Origin of the sequence: Flavobacterium olei (assembly GCF_039749035.1) — a bacterium.
Lineage (GTDB): Bacteria > Bacteroidota > Bacteroidia > Flavobacteriales > Flavobacteriaceae > Flavobacterium > Flavobacterium olei.
In genome coordinates this window covers 642269-659843 of record NZ_JBDKWC010000004.1, presented here as the reverse complement: position 1 = coordinate 659843, position 17575 = coordinate 642269, and the positions used below count along the sequence as shown (strand labels likewise).

The 17575-nt window shown below is 37.7% G+C and carries 11 protein-coding genes; 6 read left to right on the top strand and 5 right to left on the bottom strand.

Going from position 1 to position 17575, the window contains the following annotated elements:
• Window positions 1-234 precede the first annotated feature (234 nt).
• Both ABEB31_RS13750 and ABEB31_RS13745 read right to left on the bottom strand, forming a co-directional pair.
• Window positions 235-615, bottom strand: a complete 381-nt coding sequence (locus ABEB31_RS13750) for a response regulator (RefSeq protein ID WP_347052199.1) — start codon at window positions 613-615, stop codon at window positions 235-237.
• Window positions 616-780: 165 nt separating this feature from the next.
• Window positions 781-2289 carry a DEAD/DEAH box helicase gene (locus tag ABEB31_RS13745; protein ID WP_347052198.1) on the bottom strand — a complete coding sequence of 503 codons (1509 nt, stop codon included), beginning with the start codon at window positions 2287-2289 and terminating at the stop codon, window positions 781-783.
• Between the two features lie 452 nt (window positions 2290-2741).
• Between ABEB31_RS13745 and ABEB31_RS13740 the strand changes: the two genes are divergently transcribed.
• The 5 genes from ABEB31_RS13740 (at window position 2742) to ABEB31_RS13720 (ending at window position 12788) form a co-directional block, all read left to right on the top strand.
• A complete protein-coding gene (locus tag ABEB31_RS13740; RefSeq protein WP_347052197.1) occupies window positions 2742-3119 on the top strand; it encodes a response regulator in 378 nt (125 codons plus the stop codon).
• A gap of 110 nt (window positions 3120-3229) precedes the next feature.
• A complete protein-coding gene (locus ABEB31_RS13735) occupies window positions 3230-4678 on the top strand; it encodes a sensor histidine kinase (RefSeq protein WP_347052196.1) in 1449 nt (482 codons plus the stop codon).
• Window positions 4678-5109 (top strand): response regulator, encoded by a 432-nt coding sequence (locus ABEB31_RS13730; protein ID WP_347052195.1) that lies wholly within the window; start codon window positions 4678-4680, stop codon window positions 5107-5109. Before ABEB31_RS13735 ends, ABEB31_RS13730 begins: the two co-directional genes overlap by 1 nt.
• A 60-nt stretch (window positions 5110-5169) precedes the next feature.
• The gene (locus ABEB31_RS13725; protein ID WP_347052194.1) at window positions 5170-11544 is read left to right on the top strand and encodes a HAMP domain-containing protein; all 6375 of its coding nucleotides are present in this window, start codon (window positions 5170-5172) and stop codon (window positions 11542-11544) included.
• An 8-nt stretch (window positions 11545-11552) separates the two neighbouring features.
• Entirely contained in the window at window positions 11553-12788 is a 1236-nt protein-coding gene (locus ABEB31_RS13720; RefSeq protein ID WP_347052193.1) for a sensor histidine kinase, read from the top strand.
• Window positions 12789-12884: 96 nt separating this feature from the next.
• Here ABEB31_RS13720 and ABEB31_RS13715 read toward each other — a convergent pair whose 3' ends face one another.
• On the bottom strand, window positions 12885-14303 hold the full coding sequence (locus tag ABEB31_RS13715; protein WP_347052192.1) for an MFS transporter: 1419 nt from the start codon (window positions 14301-14303) through the stop codon (window positions 12885-12887).
• A 214-nt stretch (window positions 14304-14517) separates the two neighbouring features.
• On the opposite strand from ABEB31_RS13715, the gene ABEB31_RS13710 reads away from it, so the two are divergent.
• The gene (locus tag ABEB31_RS13710) at window positions 14518-14835 is read left to right on the top strand and encodes a hypothetical protein (RefSeq protein ID WP_347052191.1); all 318 of its coding nucleotides are present in this window, start codon (window positions 14518-14520) and stop codon (window positions 14833-14835) included.
• Window positions 14836-14973: 138 nt separating this feature from the next.
• Here the strand turns inward: ABEB31_RS13710 and ABEB31_RS13705 are convergent, their stop codons facing one another.
• Both ABEB31_RS13705 and ABEB31_RS13700 read right to left on the bottom strand, forming a co-directional pair.
• Window positions 14974-15954, bottom strand: a complete 981-nt coding sequence (locus ABEB31_RS13705) for a YheT family hydrolase (RefSeq protein WP_347052190.1) — start codon at window positions 15952-15954, stop codon at window positions 14974-14976.
• Window positions 15955-16146: 192 nt separating this feature from the next.
• A complete protein-coding gene (locus tag ABEB31_RS13700) occupies window positions 16147-17571 on the bottom strand; it encodes a SusD/RagB family nutrient-binding outer membrane lipoprotein (protein WP_347052189.1) in 1425 nt (474 codons plus the stop codon).
• Between the last annotated feature and the right edge of the window lie 4 nt (window positions 17572-17575).

Genomic DNA, 17575 nt, shown 5'->3' with positions numbered 1-17575 from the left:
GAAGAATACTCCGATGATTATGCTTCACCGGAACTTTATATATAAAAAAGTACTGACCGAGTATACCTCGGAAAAAAAATGGGGACACGAGGCCCAAACTTTAATTATAAGACGCCTTTATTGCCAAGATCCTATAACAGTAAGTCAGGGAACAATATTGCGATAATTTACGTTACTTTGAAAAATCAAGAATTTGGGTAATCTAATAAACAGTCACGTTCATCAGAATGAAATTTACAAAATATCATTCAGTACTGTTTTCAGTTCTGCAAAATCACTTGGTTTGGATATATATTTAACATTTACACCATTCTTATTCAGCCACGGCACCATAACTTCCTCTTCGGGAGTAGATACAATTATTACTTCTATGGCAGCAAGTCTTGTATCGCTTTGTAGTCGTTTTAAAAATTCTAATCCATTTATTTGCGGCATATTATAATCCAAAAGTATTAAGTCAGGCAAATTATCTGCCTGAATGAGTTCCTCAAGGGCTAGCTTTGGACTTAGCGAAGTTCGGCATTTCACGTTTTTATCAAGAGACTCAATCGCCTCAATAAAAATTTCTAAATCATCGATATCATCATCGACAAGAAGTATTTCTTTCGTACTCATCTTAATCTTGTTATTATATTTACAATATACGAATCAATTTTAATATAGGTTTTATATAGTGGCAAAAATAAAAATGATTTTTTTTATTCTAATTTATCAAGGGATTATACCGTCAACAACAGGTCTTTGCACATTATTTATCGCACTATTTTTATCGTTCTGATCTTAACTTGCTGCCTTTATTCTGGGAAATAACTTTATAATTAACCCTTGTAATCGGTTCTGATAATCCTGCATCAGCCATTCTTTATAGTTTTTACTGGCGTTATCAATACATTTTACATACTGTTTTACACGCCAGTCGATCTCGGGCTGTAATAACTCTGCCAGTGCAATTGCCTGAGATAAAGTTTCAGCATTATCAAGGCACATTTTTGCATGCTGTCTGATAGACTGCTGAATAACAATTTTTGGTTTTTTATCTAAATCAACCGCCTCATGATAATTACTTTCCACATCAAAAGTCATTTCTAACGTATGGGGAAAGTGTGCGCGTAATTCTGTAGAAATACCATGTGACTGAACAGAAGAACCATTGGATTGATAATGAAGCTGTTTGGCAAATTCTTCCGGACGTTCAAAAACAAATTTCCAGTCAATAGGGTTTTCCCAGGGTCCAAAACGCTGGATGTTATTACCTAAATCTATAATTGAAAAAGTCTTTTTTGACGGAAGCTTCCTTGCGCCGCGTCCCACCATCTGATGGTAAAGCGTGATCGACGTAGTAGCACGGTTAAGAATAACAGTTTGTACAGATGGTTCATCAAATCCGGTTGTAAGGATTGAAATGGAAGATAAAACGGCGTCTTTTGTTTTTTTAAACCATTTCAAAATTTCTTTACGATCTGCATCAGAGGTTTTATTATCGAGATGTCTTATGGGAATGCCGGCTGCGGTAAAAGTTTCAAATACTTTTTGTGATGCTGCAATTCCGGTATTAAAAATAATCGTCTTTTTTCCTGATGCATTTTCTTTATAAGCCTTTAGCAGCAGCTCCTGCATTGCATCTGAACCATATAATTCATTAGAAGAATTTACTGTATAATCGCCATGCAATCCTGTTTTTAAAGAATTGAGCTCTACTTCGTATACATACGATTTAGGTTTAGCAAGAAAACCATCGGCAATCAAATCTGAAATCGTGTCACCTGTTATGAGTTCCTTATAATGTTTTTTCATTGGTTTGGAAACATCAGAACTAAAAGGAGTTGCCGTAACACCTATGACAGACGCTTTTTTGAAAGTACTCATTAATTTTCGAAAAGAATTGTGATGTGCTTCGTCAACAATTACGAGTCCGACACCGTCTGTTTTTATTTTTTTCGATTTTATTCGGTTTCTAAGGGTCTCTACCATCGCAACATGACAATCACATTCCTCTTTAAGATTTTTGGTCTTACTGTTAATGATGCAGTTTTTTACACCCATTTTTTTTAAAGTTGCAGATGTCTGCGTCGCTAATTCCTTGCGATGTGTCAGGATTATTACTTTTTTATTAAACTCCTGAATAAATCTTCTGGCAATTTCAGAAAACACAACCGTTTTGCCTCCGCCTGTCGGAAGCTGATATAATAATTTTATAGTATCACTTTCTATCAGGTGGTCAAAAATTTTATGAATATCTCTTTCCTGATAAGCGTAAAATGAGTTTTTGGATTTTATCTTCGTTTCCATAATGTGCTGTCTTTATACCTGTAAATGTATTATAGTGCAGATACACATTATTATATGATTGTTCCATTATCTTATATTATTAAACTTATATATTATAAAATGAGTTCTCTCTCTAAAAATTCAAAAAATTTATTTACCACAATTAGCATGTTAATTATATAAGTCGAAGCTTTAATTATATAAAATCCATGATAGACACATACCTTATTTTCACATAAGAATTATCCAAAATTATATATGCAGCAACTTTACACAGACATTTATTATAATCCTTTCTTGTTCACATTTGAAAAGTACGGTTTCCGGCACTTTTTGATATTACATTTTCGTAACTGCCGGATCATATAAATCCATTTTAAAAATAAATTAACGCAACAATTCTATTTCTCAATTATTAACTGAGAATCGAATTTTGCGAACTTGGCGGACTGTATAACACAATAAAAACAATTATGATTTATAAAAATGTACTTCAAATAGACGATGATATCGATGACTGCGAATTTTTTATGGAGGCGCTACAGGCGGTCTCAGCTGCAGATTATACTTCCCTTCAAAATCCTGTGGAGGCACTAAACAAACTGATTAGAAAAGAAATTTCACCCGATGTCATATTTTTGGATATTAATATGCCTATTATGTCCGGATTTGAATTTCTGGTAGCGATCAAACAACAGGATATCTTAAATAATATTCCCGTAATAATTTTTTCGACTTCATTATTTGATGAAATAAAAATTAAAGCCAGAAATTATGGCGCAACTGGCTATATATCAAAACCGAGCGATCTGAACGAATTAAAAAAGATTCTTACGCAGTACGTACATTAATGATCCATACCGTTTTTTAAGTATGCTGACGCAGGTATTGGTATAAATTATATTATTTTTTTTGTTACTTTTAGTGCAGAACGCCGGATATTGGCTTTTGCAGAACAGCTATGAAACTATCAGCTCAGATTATTTTAGCCTTTATCCTCGTTATCCTGCTTTCAGCAGCAGATTCGTATACGAATTATCGAATGGCACGTAAGGTAAATCTTAACTCCCAGTTTCTTTCGCATTCAGAAGCTGTCATTCGAAATTCAAATAAAACACACCGCACAATCCTTGAAATGCAGAGCGCAGTCCGCGGATTTCTTCTAACCAGTGATCCTGCTTTTCTGGAATCTTATTACAGCGGACTGAAAAATGTGCCGCGTTACCTTATCGAACAACGCAGACTTACAGGCAACAATGAAGTCCAGACGTCTATTCTGGATTCTATAACCTCCCTGCATAATGAATGGCTTGATTATACTTCGGAACTGATAGTTGCAAGAAGAGAAAACTCATCTGCTTATATGCAGTTATTTGAGAACAAGCTAAAAAAACATGTCGGGAAAAATATTAATGACTCGATAAGCAAAAAATTCAAGACATTTGATAAAATCGAATATAAGATTCGCAGGCACCACAGCGATATGCTCCTCTACTCCTTAAACAAAACGAGAACCTACTCTCTGATTTTTCTTTTACTTACCATTTTTGTGGGAATCTGCAGCACTGCCTACATAGTAATCATGATTACCAACCGCATTGCTTCTATGGTACATCAGGCTGATACTATTTCCAAAGGACACTTTACTATTGTAAATGACACTAAGAATGATGAATTAAGTGCACTTTCATCGTCATTAAATATAATGTCGCACCGACTTGAGAAAAACATTCATGAACTGGAGAATAAAAACGAAGAACTTAATAAATTCGCTTACGTAGTTTCTCATGATTTAAAGGCGCCATTGAGGGGGATTTACAATGTCATCTCCTGGATTGAAGAAGATTTATCAGATGAGCTCTCTCCTACCTTAAAAAACTATCTGAAAATAATTCCCGCAAGAACCCAGCGTATGGAAGCGTTAATTAATGGGCTGCTCGATTACGCGCGCATCAATCGCAGGACAAATCCGGAATTGGTTGACACAAATGCGCTTGTATATGAAATTACACAGTCAATTGTTCCGAGAAATTTTAAGCTGCTCATTCATGGTCTTCCTGAATTGTATACGGAACGCTTAAAACTCGAACAGATATTTTCTAATCTGATTAGCAATGCTGTTAAATATTCTAAAACAGAAAATCCAGTTATAGAGATTAAATGCGAAAATTTAGATACAGTTTACCAGTTTTCAGTAAAAGATAATGGAATCGGGATTGCACCTGAATACCATCACAAAATTTTTGAAATTTTTCAGACATTGCGCGAAAAAAACGAAATTGAAAGTACCGGAATCGGTCTGGCGATTGTCAAAAAAATTATAGATGACCGAGAAGAACAAATTAATGTAAAATCCAGTCCCGGTGAAGGAACAGAATTTATTTTCACCTGGAGCAATACTCCTATATAATGAAGACCCCGACAATTCTCCTTATTGAAGATGATGAACTCGATATCATATCTGTTGAGCGTTCTTTGAAAAAGCTTATGATTGATTATGCTTTTCATACGGCGTACAATGGCCTTGAAGCCTTAAAGATGCTGCGGGATGAAGTAAGTCCGCTTATACCCGATGTTATTCTGCTGGATATTAATATGCCAAAAATGAATGGTATCGAATTCCTTAAAATAGTACGAACAGATGATAAACTTAAAAATCTAAAGGTGTTTATTATGACTACCTCTTCAGAAAGTACCGACAGAGATACCGCAGAAGATTTAGGCATTTCAGGCTACATTATAAAACCACTCAATTATACAGACAACACCAAAAGACCTGACTCGATGGATGCATTTGTGCAATTTCATCTGAGAAAAATAATATTAGACGAAAACATATAACGCCAAAACATTTCAGTAAATAATCAATACTCCCAAACCAATATATCAACTCCCCCAGTTATGAAAAAAACCAAACCAACTAACAAAACGGCCGAAAGCGAAATCCATATTGCTTTGCCTGTAATTACAGAGGTAAAAGGATCCGGCCGTAAAAGAAAAAAAGAATCAGAAGAAGAATCTATTCTATCTGACGCCGAATTTTTAAAAATTTTAATGAAAGTTAAAAACGGTAATTTTTCACAACGTTTTCCTACCGATCAAAACGGAATGAAAAGATCTATCTGTGATACCTTAAATGAAATCATAGATTTGAATGAAAGAATGGTTTTTGAATTTCAGAAAGTTGGAAAAAGCATCGGTAAACAAGGAAAGTTAACCAACCGCGTTGTTCTTGATGGCGCCCGCGGATCGTGGAGTTCCTGTGTTGATTCTGTTAATACCTTAATTTCAGATCTTGTACATCCAACAATCGAAATTGCCCATGTAATCACTTCTGTTGCAAAAGGAAATTTATCTCAGGAAATGCCGCTTTCTATTGAAGGGAATCCGCTTCAGGGAGAATTTCTTCGAATTGCAAAAGAAGTAAACGGAATGGTAAAACAGCTTAATTTGTTTTCTATGGAGGTGACCCGTGTGGCACGTGAGGTGGGTACTGAAGGAAAACTGGGAGGTCAGGCTAAAGTGAGAGGTGTTGGTGGTGTGTGGAAAGATTTGACCGATTCTGTAAACAAAATGGCCTCTAACCTTACGGGTCAGGTGCGAAATATTGCCGATGTAACAACAGCGGTGGCAAAAGGAGATTTATCTAAAAAAATTACCGTAGACGTAAAAGGAGAAATTCAGGAATTAAAAAATACCATCAATACCATGGTGGATCAGCTGAACTCCTTCTCTTCTGAGGTAACCCGTGTAGCGCGTGAGGTAGGAACTGAAGGAAAACTGGGTGGTCAGGCGCAGGTAAAAGGTGTCGGAGGAACCTGGAAAGATTTAACCGATTCGGTTAACCAGATGGCATCTAACCTTACGGGTCAGGTGCGTAACATTGCAGATGTAACAACAGCAGTGGCAAAAGGCGATCTTTCTAAAAAAATTACCGTTGACGTAAAAGGAGAAATCCTTGAGCTTAAAGACACCATTAATACCATGGTGGATCAGCTGAACTCCTTCTCTTCTGAGGTAACCCGTGTGGCACGTGAGGTGGGTTCGGAAGGAAAACTGGGTGGTCAGGCAAGAGTTCGTGGTGTTGGTGGCGTTTGGAAAGATTTGACCGACTCTGTAAACCAGATGGCTTCTAATTTAACCGGTCAGGTACGTAATATTGCCGAAGTAACAACAGCGGTAGCAAAAGGTGACCTTTCTAAAAAAATTACAGTAAACGTTGAAGGAGAAATCCTCGAATTAAAAAATACCATCAATACCATGGTGGATCAGCTGAACTCTTTTGGTGCCGAGGTAACCCGTGTGGCACGTGAAGTAGGTTCTGAAGGAAAACTGGGAGGTCAGGCCAAAGTAAAAGGTGTCGGCGGAACATGGAAAGATTTAACCGATTCGGTTAACCAGATGGCTTCCAACCTAACCGGTCAGGTACGTAATATTGCTGAGGTAACAACGGCTGTGGCAAACGGAGATTTGTCTAAAAAAATTACGGCTGTAGCCGAAGGAGAAATCCTGGAGCTTAAAAAAACCATTAATACGATGGTGGATCAGCTGAATTCCTTCTCTTCTGAGGTAACCCGTGTGGCGCTTGAGGTAGGAACCGAAGGAAAACTGGGAGGTCAGGCTAAAGTAAAAGGTGTCGGCGGAACATGGAAAGATTTGACCGATTCTGTTAATCAGATGGCATCTAACTTAACCGGTCAGGTACGTAATATTGCGGAGGTAACAACAGCGGTGGCAAAAGGAGATTTATCACGCCAGATTACGGTTGATACCAAAGGGGAAATCCTTGAGCTTAAAAATACTATTAATACAATGGTGGGTCAGCTGAATTCATTTGCTTCTGAGGTAACCCGTGTAGCACGTGAGGTTGGTACTGAAGGAAAGCTGGGAGGTCAGGCTCAGGTTGAAGGTGTCGGCGGAACATGGAAAGATTTAACAGACTCGGTAAACCAGATGGCATCCAACTTAACCGGTCAGGTACGTAATATTGCCGAAGTAACAACAGCGGTAGCAAAAGGAGATTTATCGCTCCAGATTACGGTTGACGTAAAAGGAGAAATTTTAGAATTAAAAAATACCATCAATACCATGGTGGATCAGCTTCGAGGTTTTGCTTCGGAGGTAACAAGGGTTTCACGAGAAGTAGGAACAGAAGGAAAACTGGGAGGCCAGGCGAACGTACCGGGAGTTGCAGGAACCTGGAAAGATTTAACCGATTCGGTGAATCAAATGGCCGGAAACCTTACCGCTCAGGTACGTAATATTGCCGATGTGGCGATTGCCGTTGCTAACGGTGATATGTCGAGAAAAATTACGGTGGACGTGCGTGGAGAAATTCTTCAGTTAAAAGAAACTCTAAATACCATGGTGGACCAGCTTCGTGAGTTTGCCTCTGAGGTAACCCGTGTAGCGCGTGAAGTAGGTACAGAAGGAAAATTGGGAGGTCAGGCAAACGTACCCGGAGTTGCAGGAACCTGGAAAGATTTGACCGATTCGGTGAATCAAATGGCGGGTAACTTAACCACGCAGGTACGTAATATTGCTGAGGTAACCATTGCCGTGGCAAATGGAGATATGTCTAAAAAAATTACTGCCGACGTTCGTGGAGAAATCCTGCAATTGAAGGAAACCGTAAATACGATGGTGGATCAGCTTCGTGCCTTTGCCTCTGAGGTAACCCGTGTGGCACGTGAGGTAGGAACCGACGGAAAACTGGGCGGACAGGCTTTCGTACCCGGAGTTGCAGGAACCTGGAAAGATTTGACCGATTCGGTGAATCAGATGGCGTCTAACTTAACCGGTCAGGTACGTAATATCGCCGATGTAACAAAAGCTGTAGCAAATGGTGACCTTTCTAAACAAATTACCGTTGACGTAAAAGGAGAAATTCTAGATTTGAAGAACACATTCAATACGATGGTGGAACAGTTAAATTCGTTTGCTTCTGAAGTAACGCGTGTAGCGCGTGAGGTAGGAACCGAAGGAAAACTGGGCGGACAGTCGGAAGTAAAAGGTGTTGCAGGAACCTGGAAAGATTTAACGGATTCTGTTAACGTTATGGCATCCAACTTAACAGGTCAGGTTCGTGGAATTGCCAAAGTAGTAACCTCGGTAGCCAAAGGAAATCTGAAACAAAAACTTTCTATCGATGCCAAAGGTGAAGTAGCGCAATTAACCGATACTATTAACGAAATGATTGATACGCTGGCCACTTTCTCCGATCAGGTTACTACTGTGGCGCGAGAAGTAGGTGCCGAAGGAAAACTGGGTGGTCAGGCCAATGTACCGGGAGCTTCGGGTACATGGAAAAACTTAACGGAAAACGTTAATCAGCTGGCTGCAAATCTGACTACTCAGGTACGTGCTATTTCTGAGGTTGCTTCTGCTGTAACACAAGGGGATTTAACGCGAACAATTGGTGTGGAAGCAAAAGGTGAAGTTGAAGCTTTAAAAGATACCATCAACCAGATGATTTCCAACCTGAAAGCAACAACGCTTCGTAATCAGGAACAGGACTGGCTGAAATCGAATTTAGCAAAGTTTACGCAAATGCTTCAGGGTCAGAAAGAGTTAAATGCTGTAACGAGAAAAATTTTATCAGAACTTGCTGCGGTTGTAACGGCACAGCACGGTCTTTTCTATATTCTGGAAGAAGGCGAAGATTTTATGGATTCAAAACTTAATCTGATCGCTTCATACGCTTATATAAAAAGAAAAAATTCCCGTGAGCAATATGCCATGGGCGAAGGCTTAATTGGTCAGGTTGCGGTAGAAAAAGAAAGAATTATTTTAAGCAATATTCCAAAAGATTATATCCGAATCAACTCTGGTTTGGGAGATGCAAGACCAACAGACGTTATCATTCTTCCGGTTCTTTTTGAAGGAAGACTAAAAGCCGTTATTGAATTGGCTTCTCTTGATACTTTTAGTCAGATTCACCTGGATTTCCTTGAAGGACTAACAGAAAGTATTGGTATTGTAATTAATACCATTGAATCAAATTCCAGAACAGAAGAATTACTGGTACAATCGCAATCATTGGCAAGTGAGCTGAAAAGTCAGCAGGAAGTATTGAAAAATACAAATGAGGAACTGGAAGAAAAAGCCATTTTGCTGGCCAACCAAAAGGAAGAAGTGGAATTTAAAAACCAGGAAGTTGAGGTTGCCCGAAAAGCACTGGAAGAGAAAGCAGATCAGCTGACTTTAACCTCCAAATACAAATCGGAATTCCTTGCTAATATGTCGCACGAATTAAGAACTCCTCTAAACAGTTTACAGATTCTTGCGAATGAATTAATTGCCAACAGGGACGGAAATCTATCTGAAAAACAAATTCAGTTTGCCAAAACAATTAACTCATGCGGTGATGACCTTATTCAATTAATTAACGATATTCTGGATCTTTCTAAAATTGAGTCCGGTTATATTTCTGTCGACTATAACCCGATTAGTTTTAATGAAATAAGCCGATTTGTAGAATCGACCTTCAACCCTATTTCTCAGGCAAAACATCTTAATTTTGAAATCAGCATGGATCAAAACCTGCCTGAAGTTATGGAAACCGATTCACAGCGACTGAACCAAATTCTTAAAAATTTATTGTCAAATTCATTTAAATTTACAGAAAAAGGAGAAGTAAAACTTAATATTTATAAAGCAGAAAAAAATTGGAAAACCAAAAATGCCAGTCTGGATAATGCCGAAGCAGTGGTTGCATTTGAAATTTCAGATACCGGAATTGGTATTTCTAAAGAAAAGCAAAACATCATTTTTGAAGCTTTCCAACAAGCCGAAGGATCTACGAGTCGTAAATACGGTGGAACAGGTCTTGGACTTTCTATCAGCCGTGGTCTTTCTGATTTATTAGGCGGTAGTATCGAACTGGAAAGTGACTCTAATATCGGAAGTAAATTCACCCTATTCCTTCCATTGAAATTCGTTCATATTCCTGAAATCGACGACATTACAGTTAATGATGAAACCAATGTGCTTCACGCAGGAAAAAGCCGACTGAAATCACTTCCTTCTGCAAGTTTCAATAAATCGGATATCGATTTGTATTTTGCGGATGAAATTGGTGATGACCGAACCGATATTAAACCTGAGGACACCATTGTTTTAATTGTTGAAGATAATATTACATTTGCCAAAATTCTGCTGGAAAGAGCCCATCAGCACAATATAAAAGCCATTGTGACAACCAAAGGAAATGACGTAATTGATTATATTAATCATTTTCAGCCTCATGCCATAACTATGGATCTTAATATGCCGGACACCAGCGGATGGAAAATTCTGGACAGGTTAAAAACCGATTTTACACTGCGTCATATTCCTGTCTACATTATTTCGGGCGAGGACGAGCGAAACAAAGGTCTGAAACGAGGCGCCAGAAATTTCCTTATCAAACCGGTAAAAAACGATATTTTAAATTCGCTTTTTAATGATATACACGATCTTAAAAACAAAAAAGATAAAAATGTGCTCGTTGTAGATGATAATCCGGATGAACTGGAACGAATTAAAAATGCCATTCATGGAGAAGATATTACAATCGTAACAGCAGCAACAGCCAAAGAAGCAATTCAGTTTATAAAAGAGAAATCTTTTAACTGCATTATTTTAGATTTAGTTCTTCCTGATGCAGACGGACTGGATTTAATTACCGATCTTGAAAACAATATCAGCGGTCAGGAAACAGCGGTAATCATTCATTCGGCAGGAGATGTCAATAAAAAGCAACGCAGTAAACTCAACCGTTTTGCGCACAGTATTATTACGAAAAGTGCAACATCAATGGAAGAGCTTATAGACCAGACTGCCCTTTTCATGCATCGTATTCATACAGAACTTCCGCAGGAAATGAAGCAAAGAATAGAAACCTATTATTTGAAAGAAGATGTGCTTACAAATAAAAAAGTGCTTCTTGTAGATGATGATGTGCGTAATTTATTTGCCCTTACTACTGCCCTCGAACGTTTCGGATTAGATGTTATAAGTGCAGAAAGCGGTCATGAAGCAATAGAAATTTTAAATGACGATAATTCGATTGATATTGTCCTGATGGATATCATGATGCCCGAACTTGACGGATACGAAACGATGAAAATTATTCGTAAAAACAACAAACATAAAGACCTTACTATCATTGCAGTTACAGCAAAAGCAATGAAGGGTGACAGACAGCGATGCATTGAGTCGGGAGCATCTGATTATATTACAAAGCCGGTTAATGTGGAACAATTATCTTCTTTAATGAGAGTATGGCTAAAATAATTACTGATATGAAAGACTCCGTTGAAAAATATCCGGTAAAAATTTTAATAGTAGACGACAAAAAGGAAAACCTGCTGTCGCTGCAGGTTGTACTTGCCGATAAAGGCTACGAACTCGTTGAAGCATCATCGGGTAAGGACGCTTTGCGAATACTTTTAAAAAGCCAGGATTTTGCCATTATACTGATGGATGTGCAGATGCCGGTCATGGACGGATTTGAAACAGCAGAACTCATCCGCGAAAGCGATAAACTTAAAGATGTACCGATTATTTTTTTAACAGCAAACATGAATACATCCGATTATATCTTTAAAGGATATCAGTCTGGTGCTGTTGATTATATGATAAAACCGCTTTCGTCTGAAATCCTTCAGGCGAAAGTCATGGTTTTTGCTGATCTCTACAGAAAAAACAGAGAACTCCGACAAAAAGAGCAGGAAACCAATTTATTGAATGCCAAAATAATTAAATCCAATCAGGAATTGTCTGCCCAATATGCGGCAATTGAAAAATTTGCGGCCGAATTGCAGAGGAAAAATGCAGAACTGGACGCCTTTGCCCACATTTCGAGTCATGATCTTCAGGAACCTTTGCGTAAGATTGAAACTTTTACCAATATGATTCTGACCCGTGAATATGACAATCTGAGTGCAGACGGTAAGGCAAAATTTGACAGAATTCTGCATGCCGCAAAAAGAATGCGTGATTTAATTAACGATCTGTTGGCCTTTTCTAATACAAATGAGACAGATCGGGTTTTTGAAAATACAGACCTCAATCATATAATTGAAAATGTCAAAACGGCATTAGAAGAAAATTTAAAAGAAAAAAATGCGGTCGTCGTTACTGATTTTCATGGAATGGTCAGTATTATCCCTTTTCTATTTATTCAGCTTGCAGAAAATCTTTTAAACAATGCTTTAAAATTTTCGCAAAAAGATATTCCGCTTCAGGTGGAAATAAAAAGCCGTACCGGATTCGGAGTAGAATTTCAGAATGATAAATTGCAGCCTCATCAAAACTATTGTCATATCAGTTTTAAAGATAACGGAATTGGTTTTGAACCTGAACACGGTGAAAAAATATTCGGTGTTTTTCAAAGGTTACACAGTAAAGACACCTATGAAGGAACAGGAATTGGTCTCGCTATTGTAAAACGAATAGTCGAATGCCATAACGGAATGATTGCTGCACATGGACAACCTATGCAGGGAGCAACGATTAATATCTACATTCCACAATAAATTTTACAATTTAAACTCTGATGCAAAGACCTTAAAATCTTCTGAATCAGAGTTTAATTTTTTCTTTCGAAATTATAGAAGCTAGTTTTAAGACCTTTATAAATAACCACGCCCGTCAGAATCACTGAGTCGGCGAAATGTAACACTTGAAAGGATTGTAATGGCTGCCAGTACAATGAAAGTATAATGAAATGATTCTACAATACTAAATCCTACAGTTTCAGATCCAAAGAAAGACAAAACCAAACTCGCCGCCGAAACCCCGAAACTTATCGATAACTGCTGCATAATTACCAGCATAGTGTTTCCACCGCTTTTTGTATTATCATCGAGATCGACAAGTGTAATGGTATTCATGGCCGACATTTGTATCGAAGTAAAAAAGCCATAAAAAACCATCAGAATAATATAATAAATTAAAGGAGTATCACGCTCTACAAATCCTAGTATAATTAAAACGACTCCGAGTAATATCGTATTACTAATAAGAACGGTGCGATAACCTAAAGCTTTGATAATACGAACCATAAACGGCTTTATCGCCACATTGGCAAGTGCAGACGGCAATAAAAGCAATCCCGACACCGAGGCAGAATAGCCAAAACCAGTTTGCAGCATAAGCGGCAAAAGTAATGGAAGTCCTCCGATTCCCAGTCTGGTTATAAGACTGCCCGTTAAGCCCACTCTTAAAGTTTTAATATTTAATAATCTTAGGTCAATTATTGGCTTTTCAGTATGTTTATAATGATAATAATATAAAGCTGCGAGTGCATTAAAAAGCAATAATCCTCCCAATATAATAAACCAGTTTGTCAAACCTCCGCTTACGAGTTCAAGCATCATAGTAATCACAATTAACGCTAAACTAAAGTAGATAAGGCCACGGAAATCAAACTTTCCTACTGCCTTTTTAAAATTGGGCATAATTCTTTTTGCCATTGAAATACCTATGATTCCAATAGGAACATTGACCAGAAAAATCCAGTGCCAGGAAAGATTATCAGAAAGAAATCCTCCTAAACTGGGTCCCACCACCATTCCCAAAAGACCAAAAATGGTAATAAAGTTCATGGTTTTCAGCAGTTTGCTTTTCGGATATTGATATAAGATAGCCAATCGGGCAATAGGTACCATCATAGAAGCACCGATAGCCTGCAATACACGGGATAAGTTAAAAGTAAGAAGATTTACAGAAAGTGCGCAGCACAGTGATCCGGCTACGAAAAGTGCAACCGCTGTCATAAACATTGTTCTTGTACCAAACTTATCTGCCAGCCAACCTGAGAGCGGAATAAACAAGGCAAGAGTCAATGCGTAAATCACAATAACCGAATGCATTTGAGAAGGAGAATATTGCATGTCTTTGGCAATGGATGGAAGCGACGTATTTAGAATTGTTCCGTCTAAAGACTGAATAAACATGGCTACAGCCGTTACCCAAGGCAGTAAATGAGCCGCTGTCCTGTTTTTCTTCTTTTTGATTTGTTTCTTCTCTTCCTTCGTAACTGATTCCATATTTTTAATTTGTGCGCCCAAATAATTTTCAGGTTAAATTTCGAAAATTAAAAACTGCTAATTATTACAGCAATTAGGTTGATTTTTATATAATTATTGAAACAGAACTAAACAGATTCTCTGCTAATTATATAAGGCAGATTATTAATTATATAACAAAAATCGCTGTAATTCTTCTAGTTTAGTATACTGTAATATTAACTGAAAAATTCTTATGGAAAATTTAATAAATGAGGAAAACCTCGATGAAATTAGAGAACTTATTGAAAGTAAAATCGCCAATATTCCTGGACATTATATTTTATGCGGAGCGCTAGGTTCCTTACTATTATCTGCTTACCTTGATAAAACAGGTAAAAAACAAGCGGCCTCTTTTATTGGAAAACTTTCAATTCCAATTATCGGAATCGGTCTTGCAAAATACAAAGATGTGATAAAGTCTGGACTGGAAGACAATTTTGAATCTGTTGCTAACGGAGCAGAAAATCTTGTCAATTCAATTAAAACTGAAAACAGCTCTGTTCACAATTAAGCAATAGCTGTACTGAAAAAAATAAAAAACATGTTTCTTTTCATTTATGAGAGGAACATGTTTTTATTTTATACATGAATTTGCATTCTTTTACACCGAAGACTTTTTACTTTCTTTAAGAATGCTGCATTGCAAAAACTATGATTTTATAATTTCTCTGATTTTACAGGTTTCAAAAAAATCATACGCTCTTTTTTCAGCGTACGAATAAGTGGAGTTGCGCATAGGAAAGGCACAATGTCCTCCGTATTTTGGGGTTTCTAAATAAACATAAGCACTGTTTTGGGCAATAACTCTCGGATAACATCTTTCGCCAAGAAAAGGATCATCAAGTGAATTGATAATTAAAACCGGAGTCGTGATGTTTTCGAGAGAAAATTCGGGAGAAACCTGCTGGTAATAATCATCCCGACTTGCAAATCCATGCAATGGCGCCGTAAAATACTGGTCAACTTCATCAAAAGAAGAAATTTTATCAATCTGATCGCGGTTTATAAAATCCGGAAACTGTTCTGCTTTGTGTTTCAGTTTCCTTTTAATATCAATAGTAAAATTTTTGAGGTAAACCCGGTTAAAACCTTTCTTAAGTTGGGCCGCACTTGTTGCAATATGCGTTGGAACCGAGATAGAAACTGCTGCCTTAATACGCTCGTCTACTTTTGTCCAACCTAAATAATTGAGAAGCTGGACTCCTCCCATGGAATAGCCAATTAAGTAAACGTCTTCAAAACCTTTTTTTAAAACAAACTGAACCACTTCGTCAAGATCATCTACTGCACCGTGGTGATATAGCCTTGGCAAACGGTTCATTTCTCCACCGCAGGTTCTGTTATTCCATGCGAAAACCGAAAAATTTTTCTGCTGAAAATACGCAGCACAGCTATTATTGTAAGTTCTGCGAGAATCGCCTTCTAAACCGTGACATAAAATAACGGCTTTTTTCGAATCATTCAGGATAAAATCTATGTTGATAAAATCTCCATCTTTTAACTCCTGTTTTTCTCTGGTATACCCGGGAACTTCAAATTTTTTGAACAAAGCGGCATAAATGGTAGAAACATGCCTGTTGCGATGAAGTATAGAAGGAAAATTATATTCTGACTGTTCTACTAAAGGCATAAGACAAAAATTTGTTGTTATACAAATCTAAGAAATCAATCAATAGATAAGACGATACTGACTTTTTATTTTATGTAAAAACAACTTCTCTGAGCATATAAGTTTATTAGCATCAAATAATTTCAATATAAAAAGTAAAATGGCGCCAACTGAAATCGTTGACGCCATTTTTATAATTTGAGGATTAACTGGTTATTTTACATCAAACCATAGTTTCGTTGTCAATAAATCTTTACCCTGAGCAGCTACTGCCGCCTGATAACTGGTTCCGTTTAATGATTGCTCCGTTCCCGGATAAAAGAAACGAGACGGAATCTGTCCGTCCAAGACAGTATTTGGACCGGCTGTCAGAACAGGATAATCCAATCTTCTCCATTCGGTAAAAGCATCCAGACCCTGACCGTAAAAAGCAATCCATTTTTGCGTCCCTATTGATTTGGCAAAATTTGTTGCATCGTATTTTACAGAAGCCTGATTTAAATAATTTGTAATCGTTGCTGCATCTGTAATTCCGAATTGATTAAAAGAGGCCGTAATAGCATTTTTATAAAGCTGCTCCGGATCTCCGGATATGTATCCACGCGCTGCTGCTTCTGCAAGATTAAAAAGCGTTTCAGAATAGGAAACAATAACAGCAGGAGATGTCGAAGTCAGAAAATAAGTCCCGGGTTTTGATGTTTTGGCAAATCCCTGACTATTAGCATCACTGTTTGATAATCCGTTTGCGCCTCCAACATAAGTTCCTACACTTGCATCTGACGGTAATTGTGCATAAACCGGTAAGCGCGGATCTGAAAATTCTTTTAATTTGTCTACCATGGTTTTCGAAATACGAAAATCATCACGAGTTTCAAACCAGGCAGAAGCCGGATTTTGCTGCGGCGAACTGATATACGTAAACTTAAAGGTATCGTTATTGCTTGTAAAAACGCCTGCTGCATCAGCTGTTGCATCAATCGCAGCCTGTTTTGCCAAAACAGGTTCACGATCCGAAATTCGCAACGCAATTCTTAAACGCAGCGAATTTACCAGTTTTTTCCATTTTAAGATATCGCCTTTATAAACCAAATCTCCGTTCACTGTTCCGCTTGCTGTATTAAGTAACGTCTGAGCTTGTTTCAGATCTTCCAGTAATCCTGTATAAACGTCTTTTTGAGTGTCGTACGCCGGAGTTACCTTTAAACCCGCTTCTTTATACGGAATGCTTCCGTAAGCATCTGTTAACAATAAAAATGTCCAGGAACGCAATGTTAAAGCGATTCCTTTGTAATTGGAATTGGCCTGACCATCCGGAAAATTGATAATCGTGTTCAGATCTGTAATCAGAGTTGCATATCCTTTATCCCACAAAGTAGTAAATGAAGCGTTAGAAACATCATAACGATCTGGTTCTGTGTACTGAATTTTAGCCCAGTGCTGTACAAACAACAAAGAAGAATTAAAATTGTTCACATCTCCCCAGTATAAATCTGCCCCTTGTTTTAGTGATCCTGTCAATAAATACGGAGCCAGAGGTGTCTCCGTTGCATTTGGATTTTTGTTGATATCATCCAGACTGTCGCTGCAGGAAGTGAAAGCCAGAGCAAACACCACGATATATGAAAGTTTTTTAAACATGATT